Here is a 15,094-nt window from a genome sequence, read left to right as displayed (position 1 = left end):
TAACTAGTTGATTTTGTAAAAGTCGACAATTTTTTTGGCTTTTGATATACCAATGACATCAGATATTTCTTTTTCGGTTGCCAGTTTCAATCTTTTAACACTTTTGAAATGTTGTATTAACGTTAGCATGGTTTTTTCGCCTATACCAGGAATGCTTTCTACAGAGGAATTCAGAGCCGCTTTGCTACGTTTGTCACGATGAAAAGTGATCCCAAATCTATGCGCTTCGTTTCGTAATTGCTGAATTACTTTTAATGTTTCGGATTTTTTATCGAGATATAATGGAATGGAATCTCCGGGATAAAATAATTCTTCGAGACGTTTTGCGATCCCAATAATGGCAATTTTACCGCGTAGTTCCAGTGCGTCGATACTTTTTAAGGCTGCAGAAAGTTGTCCTTTTCCTCCATCGATAATGATAAGCTGGGGCAAAGGTTCATTTTCGTCTAATAATCTTTTATAGCGGCGATAGACAATTTCGGTCATCGAAGCGAAATCGTCAGGACCTTCGACGGTTTTTACATTAAAATGGCGATAATCTTTTTTGCTGGCTTTTCCGTCTTTAAAAACTACGCAAGCTGCAACGGGATTTGTTCCCTGAATATTCGAGTTATCAAAACATTCAATGTGGCGAGGTTCAACTGGCAGTCGTAAATCTTTTTGCATTTGCGCCATGATGCGATTGGTGTGCCTGTCCGGGTCTACAATTTGCAATTGTTTGAGTTGTTCGATTCTGTAAAACTTTGCGTTACGAATGGATAAATCCAGAATCTGTTTTTTATCGCCCAGCTGCGGAACGGTTGTTTTGATGTTTTCGCCCAAATTCATTTCGAACGGAACAATGATTTCTTTTGAAAGTAACTGAAAACGTTCGCGAAGTTCTATGATTGCCAGTTCTAACAATTCTTCATCAGGTTCATCGAGTTTTTTCTTGATTTCTAAAGTATGCGAACGAATGATCGATCCGTGTGAAATTTGAAGAAAGTTAACATAGGCTGCACTTTCGTCAGACACGATCGAAAAAACATCAATATTGGTTATTTTAGGGTTTACAATCGTAGATCGCGATTGGTAATTTTCGAGAATTTCTATTTTTTCTTTGATTTTTTGGGCTTCCTCAAAACGTAAATCCTGTGCGTATTGGTTCATTAATCGCTTGAAGTCTTTCATGCTTTCTTTAAAATTTCCTTTCAGGATTTCGCGGATCGCATCAACTTGCCGTTGGTATTCTTCAAGAGGTTCAAGGCCTTCGCAAGGACCTTTGCAATTGCCAATATGATATTCGAGACAAACTTTGAATTTGCCTGAATCGATGTTGGATTTACTTAAATCATAATTACAAGTTCGTAACGGATACAATTCTTTGATTAAATCCAGAATGGTATGTACCGTTTTGAAACTGGTGTAAGGCCCAAAATATTCTGAGCCGTCTTTGACCATTCGTCTGGTCAGGAATATTCTCGAAAAAGGTTCTCTTTTAATACAAATCCAGGGATAACTTTTGTCATCACGAAGCAACACATTATATCGTGGCTGCAAGGTTTTGATTAAATTGTTTTCCAGCAAAAGGGCATCCGTTTCGGTAGGAACAACGATGTGTTTTATGGTTACAATTTTTCGGACCAATACATTTGTTTTGGCCGTGTCGTGAATTTTATTGAAATAGGAGGAAACCCTTTTTTTTAAATTTTTGGCTTTTCCAACATATAAGATCTTTCCCTCTTTATCATAATATTGATACACACCGGGATTGTCCGGCAAGGTTTGAATTTGAAGATCTAAAGACGGTTTTTGCATTCTGTTTTGTTTCTGAAGTATCTGTAAAGCATTTTCTAAAATCGTTTTGATTCCGGAAAAAAAGCTTAACACTGATTTAGTTTCAAATTTACGAAATCAAAAGAATAATTTCTATATTTAGATTTTATAATTCTACATGAAAAATAGTACACCCCTGGTTATTTTTGGCGAATCGATTTTGCCTGGAGAAAATAAAACAATAAATGTTGAAATTGCAAGGTTGCATACGACCACAAAGCTGAATATTCCTGTTATTGTGCGCAGGTCAAAAATTGAAGGTCCGGTAGTTTTATTCTCGGCGGGAATTCATGGCGACGAAATTAACGGAGTCGAAGTGGTACGTCAAATCATTAGCAAGAAGATTAATCGTCCTGCAAAAGGCACTATAATTTGTATTCCGATTATCAATATGTACGGTTTTGTAAATAAATCCCGCGAGTTTCCAGACGGACGTGATTTAAACCGCGTGTTCCCGGGAAGCAAAAAAGGTTCTCTGGCGAGTCGTTTTGCGTACCATATCGTTGCAGAAGTTTTGCCAATTATTGATTATGCGGTCGATTTTCATGCCGGAGGTGCCAGCAGATTTAATGCGCCGCAAATTAGGGTGACCGAAAATAATCCTGAATTGAAAATTTTGGCAGATGTTTTTAATGCTCCGTTTACGTTATATTCTAAAAATATCAATGGATCTTTTAGGAATACTTGCGAAAAAGCGAATATAAAAATGTTGCTTTTTGAAGGTGGAAAATCATTAGATATAAATAATGTAATCGCCAATGAAGGGGTAATGGGAGTGAAGCGTTTGCTGCATTATCTAAACATGCTGGATCCTAAGCAAGTAGTTGAATATGCTAAGGAACCTTCCATTTATATTAAAAATTCGGTTTGGCTGCGCGCCAAATGTTCCGGTTTATTGCATGATTATAATTTGATTGGTAAATATGTAACTAAAGGATCTATTCTGGCTATCATTACGGATCCGTTTGGTAAATTTGAACAGAAAGTAAAAGCGCCGCATGACGGTTTTGTCATCAACGCCAATCATTCGCCCATAGTTTACGAAGGCGATGCGATTTATCATATGTCTAAAAACAGCCCCGATAATAATCCTGAAAATGCAGAAGAATAAAAAAGAATTACGCTTACACTATAAAAATCTACGAAAAGAATTGTCTCTTGATGATCTTGAGGAAAAGAGTCTGGCTGTAGCCAATAATTTAATTCAATTGCCCATCTGGGATAAAACGTATTATCATGTTTTTTTGCCTATCGAGGAACAAAAAGAAGTAAATACGGAATATGTTTTGCATTTGCTTTCCGGAAAAGATAAAGAAATTGTGGTGTCTAAAAGCGATTTTGACACTCGCGGAATGACACATTTTTTATTAACTGATAATACCAAAATCAAAAAAAACGAATATAATATCCCTGAACCTGTAAATGGTTTGCCAGTTCCCTCAGCAACTATCGATGTAGTTTTTGTACCGCTTTTGGCTTTTGATCTTTCAGGAAATCGGGTTGGTTACGGAAAAGGTTTTTACGATAAGTTTCTAGCCGAATGTAAACCTGAAACCGTCAAAATTGGTCTTTCTTTTTTTGAAGCAGAAACTGAAATAGGAGATGTTTTTGAATCTGATGTGAAGTTGGATTATTGTGTTACGCCTGAGAAGGTTTATAGTTTTTAAATCCTGTAAGTGATTATAAAACTGGATGTGGTTTTTTACCGCAAAGATCGCAAAGAAATAAGGCTTAGTTTGTGATGATTTTAAGTTCGCAAAGTTTGTAATGAGAACTTATTCTGTTATAATTAAAATCTTTTTGAATTTTCACATTTTATTCTGTAGAGACGCACAGCAGTGCGTCTACACAAAGTTTGTCAACATTCTAGATGTAGACGCACTGCTGTGCGTCTCTACAATAGGCTGGGTTGGATACTTCGTGTCATAAATAAAATATTTACTTAATCGAATCAGACTTCAATTTACTTATATCACTGATGTGGTTTAAAGACTTAGATTGACATAAAAATCCCAAATTCCAATTGTTATTAAGTTGGAATTTGGGATTTTAATTTTAGATTTTAAAAGCGTTATTTCACTTCTTTAATTGTCGAACTATCTATCCAGCCTTCTGTTCCGTCTGTTAGTTCTACTTTTTTCCACTGTCCCACAGTTTCAGTAACGTAGACTTTTGCTCCTTCATGTAGTAATATAATGGCAGCGCCTGCTTTTTGTGGTTCGCTGCGGACTTCACTTAATTCAGCAAAAACAATCGCCGGGCGATCATTGGTAAAATGGTCCTTTTCTGTTATTCCCGCAGAAACACTCAATAACAAAGCAACTAAAAGAACAAACATTCCTATGAAATAAAGTCTTTTTGAAAGCGTAAGCTGAGAGAAATAATAGCCAATAAAACTTAATAAAAAAACAAACGCAATAGCAACAGAAATCTTTGCCCAGGTGTTATAATCAAAAATGCCTGTAAAGTTTTGAATTAATTTTGAAAAACCTACTTTAGGAATTTCCTTGATCTCATCGATGGTTAGTTTTTTTGCAAATTTTAAATTGTTTAAAGTCTCCGGATCGTGAGGTTTTAAAACTAATGCTTTTTCATAATTGTAGATCGACGGTGCCACTTTGTTGAGTTTGTAATAGGCATTTCCTAAGTTGAAATACAACTCTGCAGAGTGCTCCTTGTCTTCTTTAATAATGCTTTCATAAACATCAACAGCCTGTTGGTATTGTCCCTTTTGATACAAGGCATTTCCTTTCTCAAAGCCGCTTTGAGCAAAGAAAACCTGAGTGATTAATAAAAAAAGATATACTACTATGTTTTTCATTTTCCTGATTTGTAATAACATTTTCAACTTTGCGAACTTTAATTCAACGAAAGCTAAATCAATTTTCTTAGCGCACTTTGCGGTTAAAGATTAAACTAAACAATTTGTTTCTCTAATTCTGAAATGATTAAAACAGCTTTGTCATAATCCTGCTGAATCGAAGCGCTTGATGCCGGGGCATAACGGGCAAACTCACAGTTTTCTGTCAGATTAATGAAATTCTGAACTGATTCAGGATTTGCATTTCTCGACAATAACAGCTCCTGAATATTATTCTTGCTCATTTCTGAGGTTTCGATATGTAATTTAGCTTTTAGGAAATTATGCATCGCTTTTTCTAACGCAATATAAAACGCCTCTTTATTGTTAAGTTGTTTTTTAGCCTGAGATAAATATTTCTTAGCTAATTTATTGTTCATTCTAATACGGTTTCCTGTTACGTCACCATCAATTGCTTCTTTTCTTTTCTTAGCCAAAACAATAATTGGTAAAATGACGAATGGTGCGAATAACAGAAGATAATATAAATTAGAACCGTAAAAATCGTTTTTAGCAATGGCAACCAAAGTTGTTTTTGGTTTGATGTATTTAAACTGTTCTGTTTTTGTAAATACATTTTTAGAGGCATTTGCTGTCGCATTTGCTTCTGCCTGCATTGGTCCGTCTAACACATCAACCATAATTTCCTGAGAAGTAATGGTTTTATACGAACCGGTATTCAAATCAAAATAAGAAAACTGCATTGGTTTTATCGCATATTTTCCTTTGTATTGTGGTACAATAGAATACTTATCGGTAATTTTTCCTGACATTCCTGAAAGTGAAGTCGTCACCTGCTCATCATGAACCGGATCGTACATTTCTAATGCATTAGGAACAACAGGTTTTGGTAAGGTAAACAATTTCATGTTTCCGCTTCCTGAGGCACTCACGATTAAGTCCAGACTTTCTCCGCTTTTAAGTGTTGTTTTAGATGGAGTAACAGTGAAATTAAATTTCCCTACCGCACCGCCAAAACCTTCTGGTTTATTAGTTTCCGGAAGTGGTCGTACATTAATGGTCTTGGCTCCGGCCGAAACTACCTTATTGTCATCTGTCAGAATCATCTGGCCGTACATGTTACGACGATCTGTTGGCAATTGTACGCCTATGTCTAATGATAGCGGTTCAATAGTTAATCTTCCTGATTTTTGAGGGTATAATATGGTTTTTTTCAGGATTACAAAATAACATCTTTGTCCCTTAAAAGTGCCTTCTTCAATCGACAATTGCTTGATGTCTATGTTTTGGTTCCAGAAATCATTATACTTGGGTTTGGCCAATTCTTTAAAACCAGTTACGTTAATGTTGTTAAAGTATAATTTATAAACAACAGTAATTGGCTCATTCAAATACGGATTTGTTTTAGAAATCTCGGCTACAAGATTCAAAGTTTCATTTGGAATGCCCTGTTGTCCTTGTGGTCTGCTGTTGTCATAAGGATCTCTTTCTTGTGCAACGGCATTTGTTACTACGATTTTTATAGGCTGTGTTTTATAAATTTGCCCATTGTATTCTATAGCTGCCTGCTTGATAGAAAATGTTCCTTTTTGATTAGGCTGTAAAATATAAGAATATATTTTCTGAAAAGAACTTCTACCGTTTACCCAGGACTGACTTACTTGTTGACTTGGTCCGCCTACAACTCTAAATCCGTCAAATGAAGGCTGGTCAAAGTTATCTCCATCAACATTCATGATGAAGTCAATACGGAATCTTTCGTTCAGTCCGAGCGTGTTTTTGCTTACTCTGGCTTCAAATTGAACTTGAGCCATAAGCCCTTGAAAAGTGAATAGTAATAGAATTAAATATCTTTTCATTAATTGTTTTAATCAGTTTATTGTTTGTTGTTTATAGTTTGTTGTTAACTGTTTAACGTTTTAATTTGTCTTTTTAATATTTCAATTAGGAGAAAAACCAAAAACTTTAGACCAAAAACCACAAACAAACCATTTACCAGTCTTTTTCTGTTTTTCTAGGATTGCCTTTTACTTTTTGAGCGTTTACTTTATCCTGAATTTTCTTTTCTTCGTTGTTTACGGCATCTAATAAATTCTGGACACGGTCTTTAGAAATTCCGCCTGGCTGTGGTTTTGGTTCTCCTTTATTGTCAGACTTGTCGTCTTTTTTAGGATCATCTTTACCATCTTTTTTGTCTTTGTCTTTATCGCCTTTGTCGTCTTTCTTGTCTTTGTCCTTATCCTTGTCTTTATTTTTATCCTTGTCCTTGTCTTTATCTTTGTTTTTATCCTTGTCTTTATCCTTATTCTTGTCCTTGTTTTTATCGTTTTTAGGCGGATTTTCTTTAAGCTTTTGTTTGGCTAAGGCATAATTATAACGTGTTTCGTCATCGGTAGGATCGTTACGCAAAGCTTCTTTATACGCTTCAACGGCTTGCGTATAATCTTTCTCTTTCATGAAAACATTTCCTAAGTTATGGTAAGCTTTATGTTTTTCAGGTCTTGTTTTAGCATTCTTTATGGCTTTCGCGTAAGCGAATTTAGCTTCAGAAACCTGATTTTGTTTGTAAATAGTATTTCCTAAATTATAAGGAGCAGTAGCACGTTTTGGAAATTTTGATTCTGAAATTCTGTAATTGGCTTCAGCGTCAATAAATTTATTCTGCTTATATTCTTCATTGGCATCAGGCAATGTCTTATCTTTCTCCTGAGCTGAAACCGCCAAAGAGAACGTTAGTAAAATATAAAGAAGTAAATTTTTCATTCTAATGTTTTATGTTTTTAGTTTGCCACGAATTACACCAATTCTCACTAATTAATTCTTTGTGTTTGAATTACGAATAGAATCTAAACAATTTGATTCGTGTAAATTCTGGTAATTAGCTGCTAACTTTATTATTTCTTTTCGTTAAATAAATTCAACTCTTTTATCCAATTTGTTTTTCTTTCTAAAAGGAAAATATCCACAAACAATAATAAGAAGGCAAAGCCAATGAACCACTGAAACTGCGATTGAAAATCGGCCATTTGTGTCGCTTCGAATTCTGTTTTTTGTATGTTGTTTAAAGCATTTTTGATGTATTCTAAAACTTCCTTAGTGCTTCCGCCATATACATAACCTCCTTTTGTAGCTTTTGCAATGGTTCTTAATCCTTCCTGATTTAGTTTTGTAATAACAGTTTGTCCGTTTTGATCTTTTTGATAGTTTCTGACTACGCCATTTTCTTTTAATGGAATTGTGCCTCCTTTTTCTGTTCCAACACCAATCGTAATGATTTTCATTCCCATTTTATTGGCCTCTTCCGCTGCTGCTGAAGCTCCTTCAGAATGGTCTTCTCCATCAGAAATCAAAATCAATAATTTGCTGGTTTTGCTTTTTTCATCAAAATAAGTCGATGATAATCTAATGGCTTCATCAAGCGAAGTTCCTTGAGATGAAACCATATCAGGAGTCATACTTTGCAGGAACATTTTGGCAACACTATAATCTGAAGTGATCGGTAAAACCGGAAAAGCACTTCCTGCATAGGCTACAATTCCAATTCTGTCACTTCCTAAATTGTTGATGATTTGCGAAACCAACTGTTTACTTTTTTCTAAACGACTTGGTGCCACATCTTCGGCAAGCATACTTTTAGAAACATCGACAGCAAAAACGATATCAATACCTTCGCGTTTTACAGTTTCCATTTTTGTTCCAATCTTCGGATTCACTAATCCGATAATTAAACAGGCAAGCGCCAAAAGTATTACCGATAATTTTAAAACAGGTTTAAAAACCGATCTTTCCGGGCTTAGTTTTTTTACCATTTCGAGATCACCAAATTCGCGCTGTTTTTTTCTTTTCCAATACATATTGAAAAGGAAAATACACACCACAATTGGGAGTAATAATAAAAGGTATAAATATTTTTTTTCGTCTAATTCCATTTTTAGTTCTAGTTTTCAGTCGCAGTTTTCAGTCGCAGTTTCAGCTGTAAACTGTAAACCGTGACTGCGACTAAAATATTATATAAAGCTTCTGTAAACTGTATTTCTTAAACCAACTTCTAACAATAATAAAAAGGCAGCCAATAAGACAAATCCTCTGTATTTTTCGTCGTAATCATAGAATTTTAATTCCTGGATTTCAGTGGTTTCTAATTTATTAATCGCGTTGTATATTTCGGCTAATCGATCATTACTTGTTGCTCTAAAATAAGTTCCATCGGTTTTACGGGCAATATTTTTCATTAATTGTTCGTCGATTTCAACTTTTTGCATTTTATATAAAAAACCTCCGTTTGGTGCATAAGCATAAGGAGATTCGGCCATTCCGTTAGTACCAATACCAATTGTGTATACTTTTATGCCGTATTGTTTTGCTATGTCTGATGCAGTTTCAGGCTCAATAAACCCGGCATTATTCACACCATCGGTCATTAAAATAATAACCCGGCTTTTTGCTTTACTGTCTTTCAGGCGGTTTACGGCAGTTGCCAATCCCATACCAATTCCGGTTCCGTCTTGTAAAACTGTATCGTATTTAATGCTTTTAATAGCTTCAAGAATAATAGCTTTATCACTTGTAACAGGTGTTTTAGTATAAGCTTCAGAAGCGTATAAAACCAGTCCAACTCTGTCATTAGGTCTTTCCCCAACAAAATCTGCAGCTACTCTTTTTAAAGCTTCCATGCGGTTTGGCTTTAAATCCTTTGCCAGCATACTTCCAGAAACGTCGATCGCCAAAACAATATCAATTCCTTTAGTTGTTTTAGTCTGACTGCTAATGTCAACCGTTCTTGGTCTGGCCAAAGCTATAATTAAGGAGCTTAGTCCTAAAATTCTAAAAACGTATAAAGCAGGTTTTAATTTCGTTAGCAACGATTCGCTGTTTTTAAAACCCTGAGTCGAACTCATTTTTAAAGTAGCCGATTGCTGGTTGCGTTTCCAGAAAAACCAAGCTATTGCAATTGGGATTAGTAGAAACAACCAAAAAAATTCCGGATTTAAAAAAGTTATTTTATTCATTAGTTACTCGCTTTTCTAAGTTCAACAGAATTTAAAATTCGGGTTGCAATATCGTTTCCGTATGTGTCACCTTCTTCATGCAAAATCATAATTTGTTGTAATCCCTGATCTTGTTTGAATAATAAAATCTCGTAATAGGCTTTTGTGCTCGTTTTATCAACCGGATTTAAAATCGACATTGTTCCGTATCCTTTTAATCCCTGAACACCTTCATTGGTTTGAAAATCTTCTTGTTTTACAATAATATTTTGTCCGCCCTGCGCTTCAATTATTTTTAAAGTACCTTCTAAAGTTTTTGCCAAATCAAGTTCTACAGGATTTTTGAATTTACTTGTCGAAACAGTAATATAAAAGTTGTCGATCATGCTTCCGTATGAAAACAGCTGCATTTCTTTAATCAGCGCCATAGTTTCTTTCGGAAGTACTTTTTGAGTATCCATACGTTTTAAAACCTTTGGAGTTTCAATTAAAACACCAGGATTTCCGTATTCACTTTTTACCCATTGACCTTCTAATAATTCTTTGGTTGGATGCCCAATCAAATTATCTTTTACAAATTTGAAACCTTTGGTTACAATAAAAAATGCCGTAGTCGCAATTAATAAAAACAAAACAGTTCCTACTGCAATAGCAATACGTTTGTTGCGTTTTTTTAATAACTGTTGTTTAATTTGTTTTTGTCTTTGCGCTTCATTCAGTAATTGATCTTCTTCTTCGGCAGGAACTTCTGTTGGAATTGCATTATCCAGCGTTAAAATTACTTTCTGAATTTTATTTCTGTCATCGGTAATTTCAAAATCAAGCGGTTTCGATTTAGCAAATTTTACTAAATCGGCCTGGCGTAAAACACGTTCCAGATTCTCAACAGTTTCAGGAGTTAAGGTCATCTTCTTTTTGGTTGATGCCGTTCTGATCGCCTGAATCAATTCAGAAGTAGTACTTTCCATTGCCGGAATATGAATCGCTTCTTCGATATAATTACGGGCAATATCTGTTAATTCGCTATAATATTCTTTGATTTCTCCTTTTTGAACCAGTTCTTTTTGTTCCAGGTTGTTTAATAAGCTTGTCGCTTTTTCGATAGGAGTTTTATAAACCTCTTCTTCAATTTTCTTTTGTTGTCGTTTCTTAACAAACCAATAAACGAAAGCTCCAATTCCAAGAATGATTATTAAACCTAAAACATATTTCCACCAATCACCAATTCCGTTATCAACAGCAGTAATGTCTTTGATATCGTACATTTTTTGCTGTAAAGTATCCACTTTTACACTGGCAACTTCAACACGGATAGAATCTGTTAAGAAAGGTTTTTTATCAATTAAAATTTTAATACTCGGAATAGTATATTTCCCGGAATCAAATTGCGTTAAACCATATTTTTTGATTAATTCGTAAGTGTCATTTTTCTTCACCGTGTCAATTGGATACGACTGAATTACTTCAAGCGGACCAATGTTTTTTAATTTCGGAAAAACAACTTTCGACTTTGAGCTCACAACCGTTTTAAGTGTTAGCTTAAACTCCGCCCCAATTTTATTTTTTGTTGTATCAATGCTCGTCTCTACTTGTTTTTGCTGGGCAAAAATAGATGAGGAAAGTAAAAATAAAAATATGTAAAACTTTAATTTCATTTGATTTTGTTTTCAGATTTTAGTCTAAAACGAATGCTTAAATATGGCACACGGATGACGCGGATGGCACAGATTTAAGCGGATTTTTTATTTATATAATGTTAAGCAGAAATCAATAATTTATAAATCTTTAGAAAAAATCTAAAATCTGCACTCTAAAATAAACTTATCTTGATTTGAAATACCCCAGTAATTTAGTCACATAGTTTTCATCAACTCTAGTGTTTACAACTCCAGCTCCGGATTTACTAAAAATATCTTTGAAATAATTAACTCTTTCCTGATAGTGTTTTTCGTAATTCATTCGCACGGTTTTTGAACCTGTATTTACCAATTGAATTTTTCCCGTTTCAGCGTCGAGTATAGATACCATTCCTAAATTTGGAATTTTTTCTTCACGAATATCGTGAACCCTAACACCGGTAATATCGTGTTTTTTAGACGCAATCTTCAAAGTCTGCTCATAATTTTCAGACATAAAATCAGAAATCATGAAGACAATCGCTTTCTTTTTCTGGGTTCCTGATAAAAATTTTAAAGCAGCTCCAACATCTGTTTTCTGGCTTTTTGGTTCAAATTCGATCAGTTCACGAATGATTCTCAAAACGTGGGAACGACCTTTTTTTGGCGGAATATACAATTCTACATTATCAGAAAATAATATTAAACCAATTTTGTCATTATTTTGTGTAGCCGAAAAAGCCATCGTTGCCGCAATTTCGGTGACGATGTCTTTTTTAAATTGACTTTTAGAACCAAAACCCTCTGAACCTGAGATGTCAACCATTAAAACCATGGTCAATTCGCGTTCTTCTTCAAAAACTTTTACGTGGGCTTCGTTGTAGCGTGCAGTTACATTCCAATCGATGTTACGAATGTCATCGCCATATTGGTATTGACGTACTTCACTAAAAGTCATCCCTCGTCCTTTAAATGAAGAGTGGTATTCTCCCGAAAAGATGTGATTGCTCAGTCTTTTGGTTTTGATTTCTATTTTCCGTACTTTTTTTAAAAGCTCTTTTGTATCCATTTCTTTAGTTTTCAGTCGCAGTTTTCAGTCGCAGTTACTTGTAATATGTTCACTGTGACTGAAAACTGAAAACTATTTTTAAGGTACTTCAATCTCGTTTACGATTTTGTTGATAATGTCTACAGAAGTAATGTTTTCGGCTTCAGCCTCATATGTTATCCCAACTCTGTGACGTAAAACATCATGTACAACTGCACGAACATCTTCTGGAATTACATAACCACGACGTTTGATGAAAGCGTAACATTTTGCTGCAACAGCTAAATTGATACTTCCACGTGGTGATGCTCCAAAACTAATAAGAGGTTTTAGGTCGGCCAATTTGTACTTTTCTGGATAACGAGTAGCAAATATGATATCTAAAATATATTTTTCGATTTTTTCATCCATGTAAACTTCACGAACCGCTTCTTGTGCGCGTAAAATTTGTTCTACAGAAACTACAGCATTTACTTTTTCGTAAGTTCCTTTTAAGTTTTGACGAATTACAAAACGCTCTTCATCAATTTTTGGGTAGTCAATTACCGTTTTTAGCATAAAACGATCGACTTGCGCTTCCGGAAGCTGGTATGTTCCTTCTTGCTCTACCGGGTTTTGAGTTGCCAGTACTAAAAACGGACGATCTAGTTTGAAAGTCGTGTCGCCAATAGTTACTTGTTTTTCCTGCATCGCCTCCAAAAGTGCCGATTGAACCTTTGCCGGAGCACGGTTAATCTCATCGGCAAGGACGAAATTTGCGAAGATTGGCCCTTTTTTGATAGAAAACTCGTTTGCTTTTATGTTGTAAATCATCGTTCCAACGACATCGGCAGGTAATAAGTCAGGTGTAAACTGAATACGACTGAACGAACCTTGTACTGCTTGAGACAAAGTATTTATGGCTAAAGTTTTTGCTAATCCGGGAACACCTTCAAGCAAAATATGCCCTTGTCCCAAAAGTCCAATTAGTAAACGCTCGACCATATGTTTCTGGCCCACAATAACTTTGTTCATTTCCATTGTAAGAAGGTCTATAAAAGCACTTTCTCTTTCAATTTTTTCATTTATCGCTCTAATGTCTAAAGTCGTTGTATTTTCTTCCATATAAATATTTTTAAAACCTTGATTTCTATGCGTAGCTTTTGAGAGTGCAAATTGAATATTTTTTGAGAAGTAAGATGTTAAAGAATGGTTAAAACTTCGACCAATGACCTAATTTTAAGGACTAATTGTGAATCTATTTTTATATTTTTAAGAACTTTGGTGATTATGCTTCAGAAAAGCATATTTATTACCAAAAATAACGCAATGAAACCATGAGTAAAACAGCATTATCGCCCATAATTTCGGGCACTATGAATTGGGGAGTTTGGGATAAAAACCTTACAACTAAAGAAATGGAAAACCTGATACAACTTTGTATCGAAAACAAAATTACAACTTTTGATCACGCAGATATTTACGGATCGTATACCACAGAAGCTGATTTTGGAAAGGCATTTCACAACAGCAAAATCTCGAGAGAGAAATTACAATTAATTACCAAATGCGGAATTCAGATGATAGCCGAAAGCCGCCCAAACAAAATCAAACATTACGATTACTCCAGGGATTATATTGTTTGGTCAGTTGAAGAATCATTAAAAAAACTAAAAACAGATTATGTTGATGTTTTTTTATTGCACAGACCAAGTCCATTAATGCAAGCTGATGAAATTGCAGAAGCTGTTGAAAAATTAAAAGCAGAAGGAAAAATTATCGATTTCGGACTTTCGAATTTCACGAGTTCTCAAACCGAATTGATTCGTCAGAAAACAGAAGTAAGTTACAATCAGGTACAATTTTCGGCAACGAATTTTGAGCCAATGGTTGACGGAAGCTTTGATTACATGCAAACGCACGGAATTCGTCCGTTGTCATGGAATCCGCTTGGAACTGTTTTTAGAGAAGACACTAAAAAAACACGTCGTTTGAAAAAATTGTTGTCTGATTTGGTTAAAAAATACGGTTTTGGATCAGATACACTTTTATTGGCCTGGATTTTAAAACATCCGTCAGCAGTTATCCCGATTGCAGGAACAGTAAATATTGCCAGAATTCAATCGCTGATGAAAGCCGTTGAATTAGAAATGGACAAAGAAGACTGGTTTGCCATCTGGACAGAAAGCAGAGGCGAAGAAGTTGCTTAAACCTTTGATCATATAATGATACGATTAGAAAAATTCGATGCAGCGTTTTATCCACAATTGATTGATAGTATAAAAGATGCTCGCGAGTTGATGCAATTTGCAGGACCGGAATTTACTTTTCCTTTAACCGAAGAACAAATAGAAAAATCACTTTCGGATAAAAACAGGATTGCTTTTAGGGTTGTAACTATTTCTGATGATTCGACTATCGGGCATTGTGAAATTTGTTATAAAGACAACTTTGCAAATCTGGGAAGGATTTTGATTATGGATGAAAACATTAGAGGAAAAGGAATTGGAAAACAAATAGTGACTTTGCTTCTGGAATTTATTCTTGAAAATAGTAAGCAAAGAAATGTTGAGCTAAATGTTTTTGATTTTAATACTGGAGCAATCAAATGCTATGAAAAGATTGGTTTTGTCATTAACCCTGATAAAAAGTTTGTTAGGGAAATGGGTGATGAAACCTGGACCGCTCTAAATATGAAATTGAATTTAGACAATTGGATCAGGAAAGATTGAAAAATTTTTGCCACAGATTGAAAGATTCTCACAGATTATAAATCATTTTAATCCATTTAATCTGTGGTAAAAAACTTTTAAAATAAAAATAGTAG

General features: G+C 34.8%; 13 protein-coding genes. 4 read left to right on the top strand and 9 right to left on the bottom strand.

Annotated features, from left to right (window positions below):
* Positions 1–3: 3 nt before the first annotated feature.
* The gene (uvrC, locus tag B0M43_RS03605) at positions 4–1,797 is read right to left on the bottom strand and encodes an excinuclease ABC subunit UvrC (RefSeq protein ID WP_065448801.1); all 1,794 of its coding nucleotides are present in this window, start codon (positions 1,795–1,797) and stop codon (positions 4–6) included.
* A 136-nt stretch (positions 1,798–1,933) separates the two neighbouring features.
* Here uvrC and B0M43_RS03600 point away from each other — a divergent pair, with 136 nt between their 5' ends.
* Positions 1,934–2,926 carry a succinylglutamate desuccinylase/aspartoacylase family protein gene (locus tag B0M43_RS03600; RefSeq protein WP_078006811.1) on the top strand — a complete coding sequence of 331 codons (993 nt, stop codon included), beginning with the start codon at positions 1,934–1,936 and terminating at the stop codon, positions 2,924–2,926.
* Entirely contained in the window at positions 2,913–3,482 is a 570-nt protein-coding gene (locus B0M43_RS03595; protein WP_078006812.1) for a 5-formyltetrahydrofolate cyclo-ligase, read from the top strand. The genes B0M43_RS03600 and B0M43_RS03595 overlap by 14 nt, the downstream gene beginning before the upstream one ends.
* Before the next feature lie 404 nt (positions 3,483–3,886).
* On the opposite strand, the gene B0M43_RS03590 is transcribed toward B0M43_RS03595, so the two are convergent.
* From B0M43_RS03590 to B0M43_RS03555, 8 genes are all read right to left on the bottom strand, one after another.
* Positions 3,887–4,636, bottom strand: coding sequence for a tetratricopeptide repeat protein (locus B0M43_RS03590; RefSeq protein ID WP_078006813.1), 750 nt, complete (start codon positions 4,634–4,636; stop codon positions 3,887–3,889).
* 95 nt (positions 4,637–4,731) lie between these two features.
* Complete coding sequence (locus B0M43_RS03585; RefSeq protein WP_078006814.1) at positions 4,732–6,495, bottom strand: BatD family protein; 1,764 nt, start codon at positions 6,493–6,495, stop codon at positions 4,732–4,734.
* Positions 6,496–6,628: 133 nt separating this feature from the next.
* Positions 6,629–7,399, bottom strand: coding sequence for a tetratricopeptide repeat protein (locus B0M43_RS03580; RefSeq protein ID WP_078006815.1), 771 nt, complete (start codon positions 7,397–7,399; stop codon positions 6,629–6,631).
* A gap of 131 nt (positions 7,400–7,530) precedes the next feature.
* Positions 7,531–8,565 (bottom strand): VWA domain-containing protein, encoded by a 1,035-nt coding sequence (locus tag B0M43_RS03575; RefSeq protein ID WP_078006816.1) that lies wholly within the window; start codon positions 8,563–8,565, stop codon positions 7,531–7,533.
* 78 nt (positions 8,566–8,643) lie between these two features.
* A complete protein-coding gene (locus B0M43_RS03570) occupies positions 8,644–9,645 on the bottom strand; it encodes a VWA domain-containing protein (RefSeq protein ID WP_065448716.1) in 1,002 nt (333 codons plus the stop codon).
* Complete coding sequence (locus B0M43_RS03565; RefSeq protein WP_065448715.1) at positions 9,645–11,279, bottom strand: hypothetical protein; 1,635 nt, start codon at positions 11,277–11,279, stop codon at positions 9,645–9,647. The genes B0M43_RS03570 and B0M43_RS03565 overlap by 1 nt, the downstream gene beginning before the upstream one ends.
* Positions 11,280–11,445: 166 nt before the next feature.
* Positions 11,446–12,309, bottom strand: coding sequence for a DUF58 domain-containing protein (locus tag B0M43_RS03560; protein ID WP_078006817.1), 864 nt, complete (start codon positions 12,307–12,309; stop codon positions 11,446–11,448).
* A gap of 78 nt (positions 12,310–12,387) precedes the next feature.
* Positions 12,388–13,392 carry a MoxR family ATPase gene (locus B0M43_RS03555; RefSeq protein ID WP_059116622.1) on the bottom strand — a complete coding sequence of 335 codons (1,005 nt, stop codon included), beginning with the start codon at positions 13,390–13,392 and terminating at the stop codon, positions 12,388–12,390.
* Positions 13,393–13,604: 212 nt separating this feature from the next.
* Between B0M43_RS03555 and B0M43_RS03550 the strand changes: the two genes are divergently transcribed.
* Together B0M43_RS03550 and B0M43_RS03545 are read left to right on the top strand one after the other, a co-directional pair.
* On the top strand, positions 13,605–14,477 hold the full coding sequence (locus tag B0M43_RS03550) for an aldo/keto reductase family oxidoreductase (RefSeq protein ID WP_078006818.1): 873 nt from the start codon (positions 13,605–13,607) through the stop codon (positions 14,475–14,477).
* Positions 14,478–14,492: 15 nt separating this feature from the next.
* Entirely contained in the window at positions 14,493–14,999 is a 507-nt protein-coding gene (locus B0M43_RS03545) for a GNAT family N-acetyltransferase (protein WP_078006819.1), read from the top strand.
* Positions 15,000–15,094: the final 95 nt, after the last annotated feature.

The sequence above is a fragment of the Flavobacterium sp. KBS0721 genome (assembly GCF_002007065.3).
GTDB lineage: Bacteria > Bacteroidota > Bacteroidia > Flavobacteriales > Flavobacteriaceae > Flavobacterium > Flavobacterium piscis.
This window is presented reverse-complemented; position numbering and strand designations above follow the sequence as displayed.

Excerpts from the sequence above, each read along its gene's own strand:
- uvrC (WP_065448801.1), bottom strand. The coding sequence starts at position 1,797 with ATGCAAAAACCGTCTTTAGATCTTCAAATTCAAACCTTGCCGGACAAT.
- B0M43_RS03600 (WP_078006811.1), top strand. The coding sequence starts at position 1,934 with ATGAAAAATAGTACACCCCTGGTTATTTTTGGCGAATCGATTTTGCCT.
- B0M43_RS03595 (WP_078006812.1), top strand. The coding sequence starts at position 2,913 with ATGCAGAAGAATAAAAAAGAATTACGCTTACACTATAAAAATCTACGA.
- B0M43_RS03590 (WP_078006813.1), bottom strand. The coding sequence starts at position 4,636 with ATGAAAAACATAGTAGTATATCTTTTTTTATTAATCACTCAGGTTTTC.
- B0M43_RS03585 (WP_078006814.1), bottom strand. The coding sequence starts at position 6,495 with ATGAAAAGATATTTAATTCTATTACTATTCACTTTTCAAGGGCTTATG.
- B0M43_RS03580 (WP_078006815.1), bottom strand. The coding sequence starts at position 7,399 with ATGAAAAATTTACTTCTTTATATTTTACTAACGTTCTCTTTGGCGGTT.
- B0M43_RS03575 (WP_078006816.1), bottom strand. The coding sequence starts at position 8,565 with ATGGAATTAGACGAAAAAAAATATTTATACCTTTTATTATTACTCCCA.
- B0M43_RS03570 (WP_065448716.1), bottom strand. The coding sequence starts at position 9,645 with ATGAATAAAATAACTTTTTTAAATCCGGAATTTTTTTGGTTGTTTCTA.
- B0M43_RS03565 (WP_065448715.1), bottom strand. The coding sequence starts at position 11,279 with ATGAAATTAAAGTTTTACATATTTTTATTTTTACTTTCCTCATCTATT.
- B0M43_RS03560 (WP_078006817.1), bottom strand. The coding sequence starts at position 12,309 with ATGGATACAAAAGAGCTTTTAAAAAAAGTACGGAAAATAGAAATCAAA.
- B0M43_RS03555 (WP_059116622.1), bottom strand. The coding sequence starts at position 13,392 with ATGGAAGAAAATACAACGACTTTAGACATTAGAGCGATAAATGAAAAA.
- B0M43_RS03550 (WP_078006818.1), top strand. The coding sequence starts at position 13,605 with ATGAGTAAAACAGCATTATCGCCCATAATTTCGGGCACTATGAATTGG.
- B0M43_RS03545 (WP_078006819.1), top strand. The coding sequence starts at position 14,493 with ATGATACGATTAGAAAAATTCGATGCAGCGTTTTATCCACAATTGATT.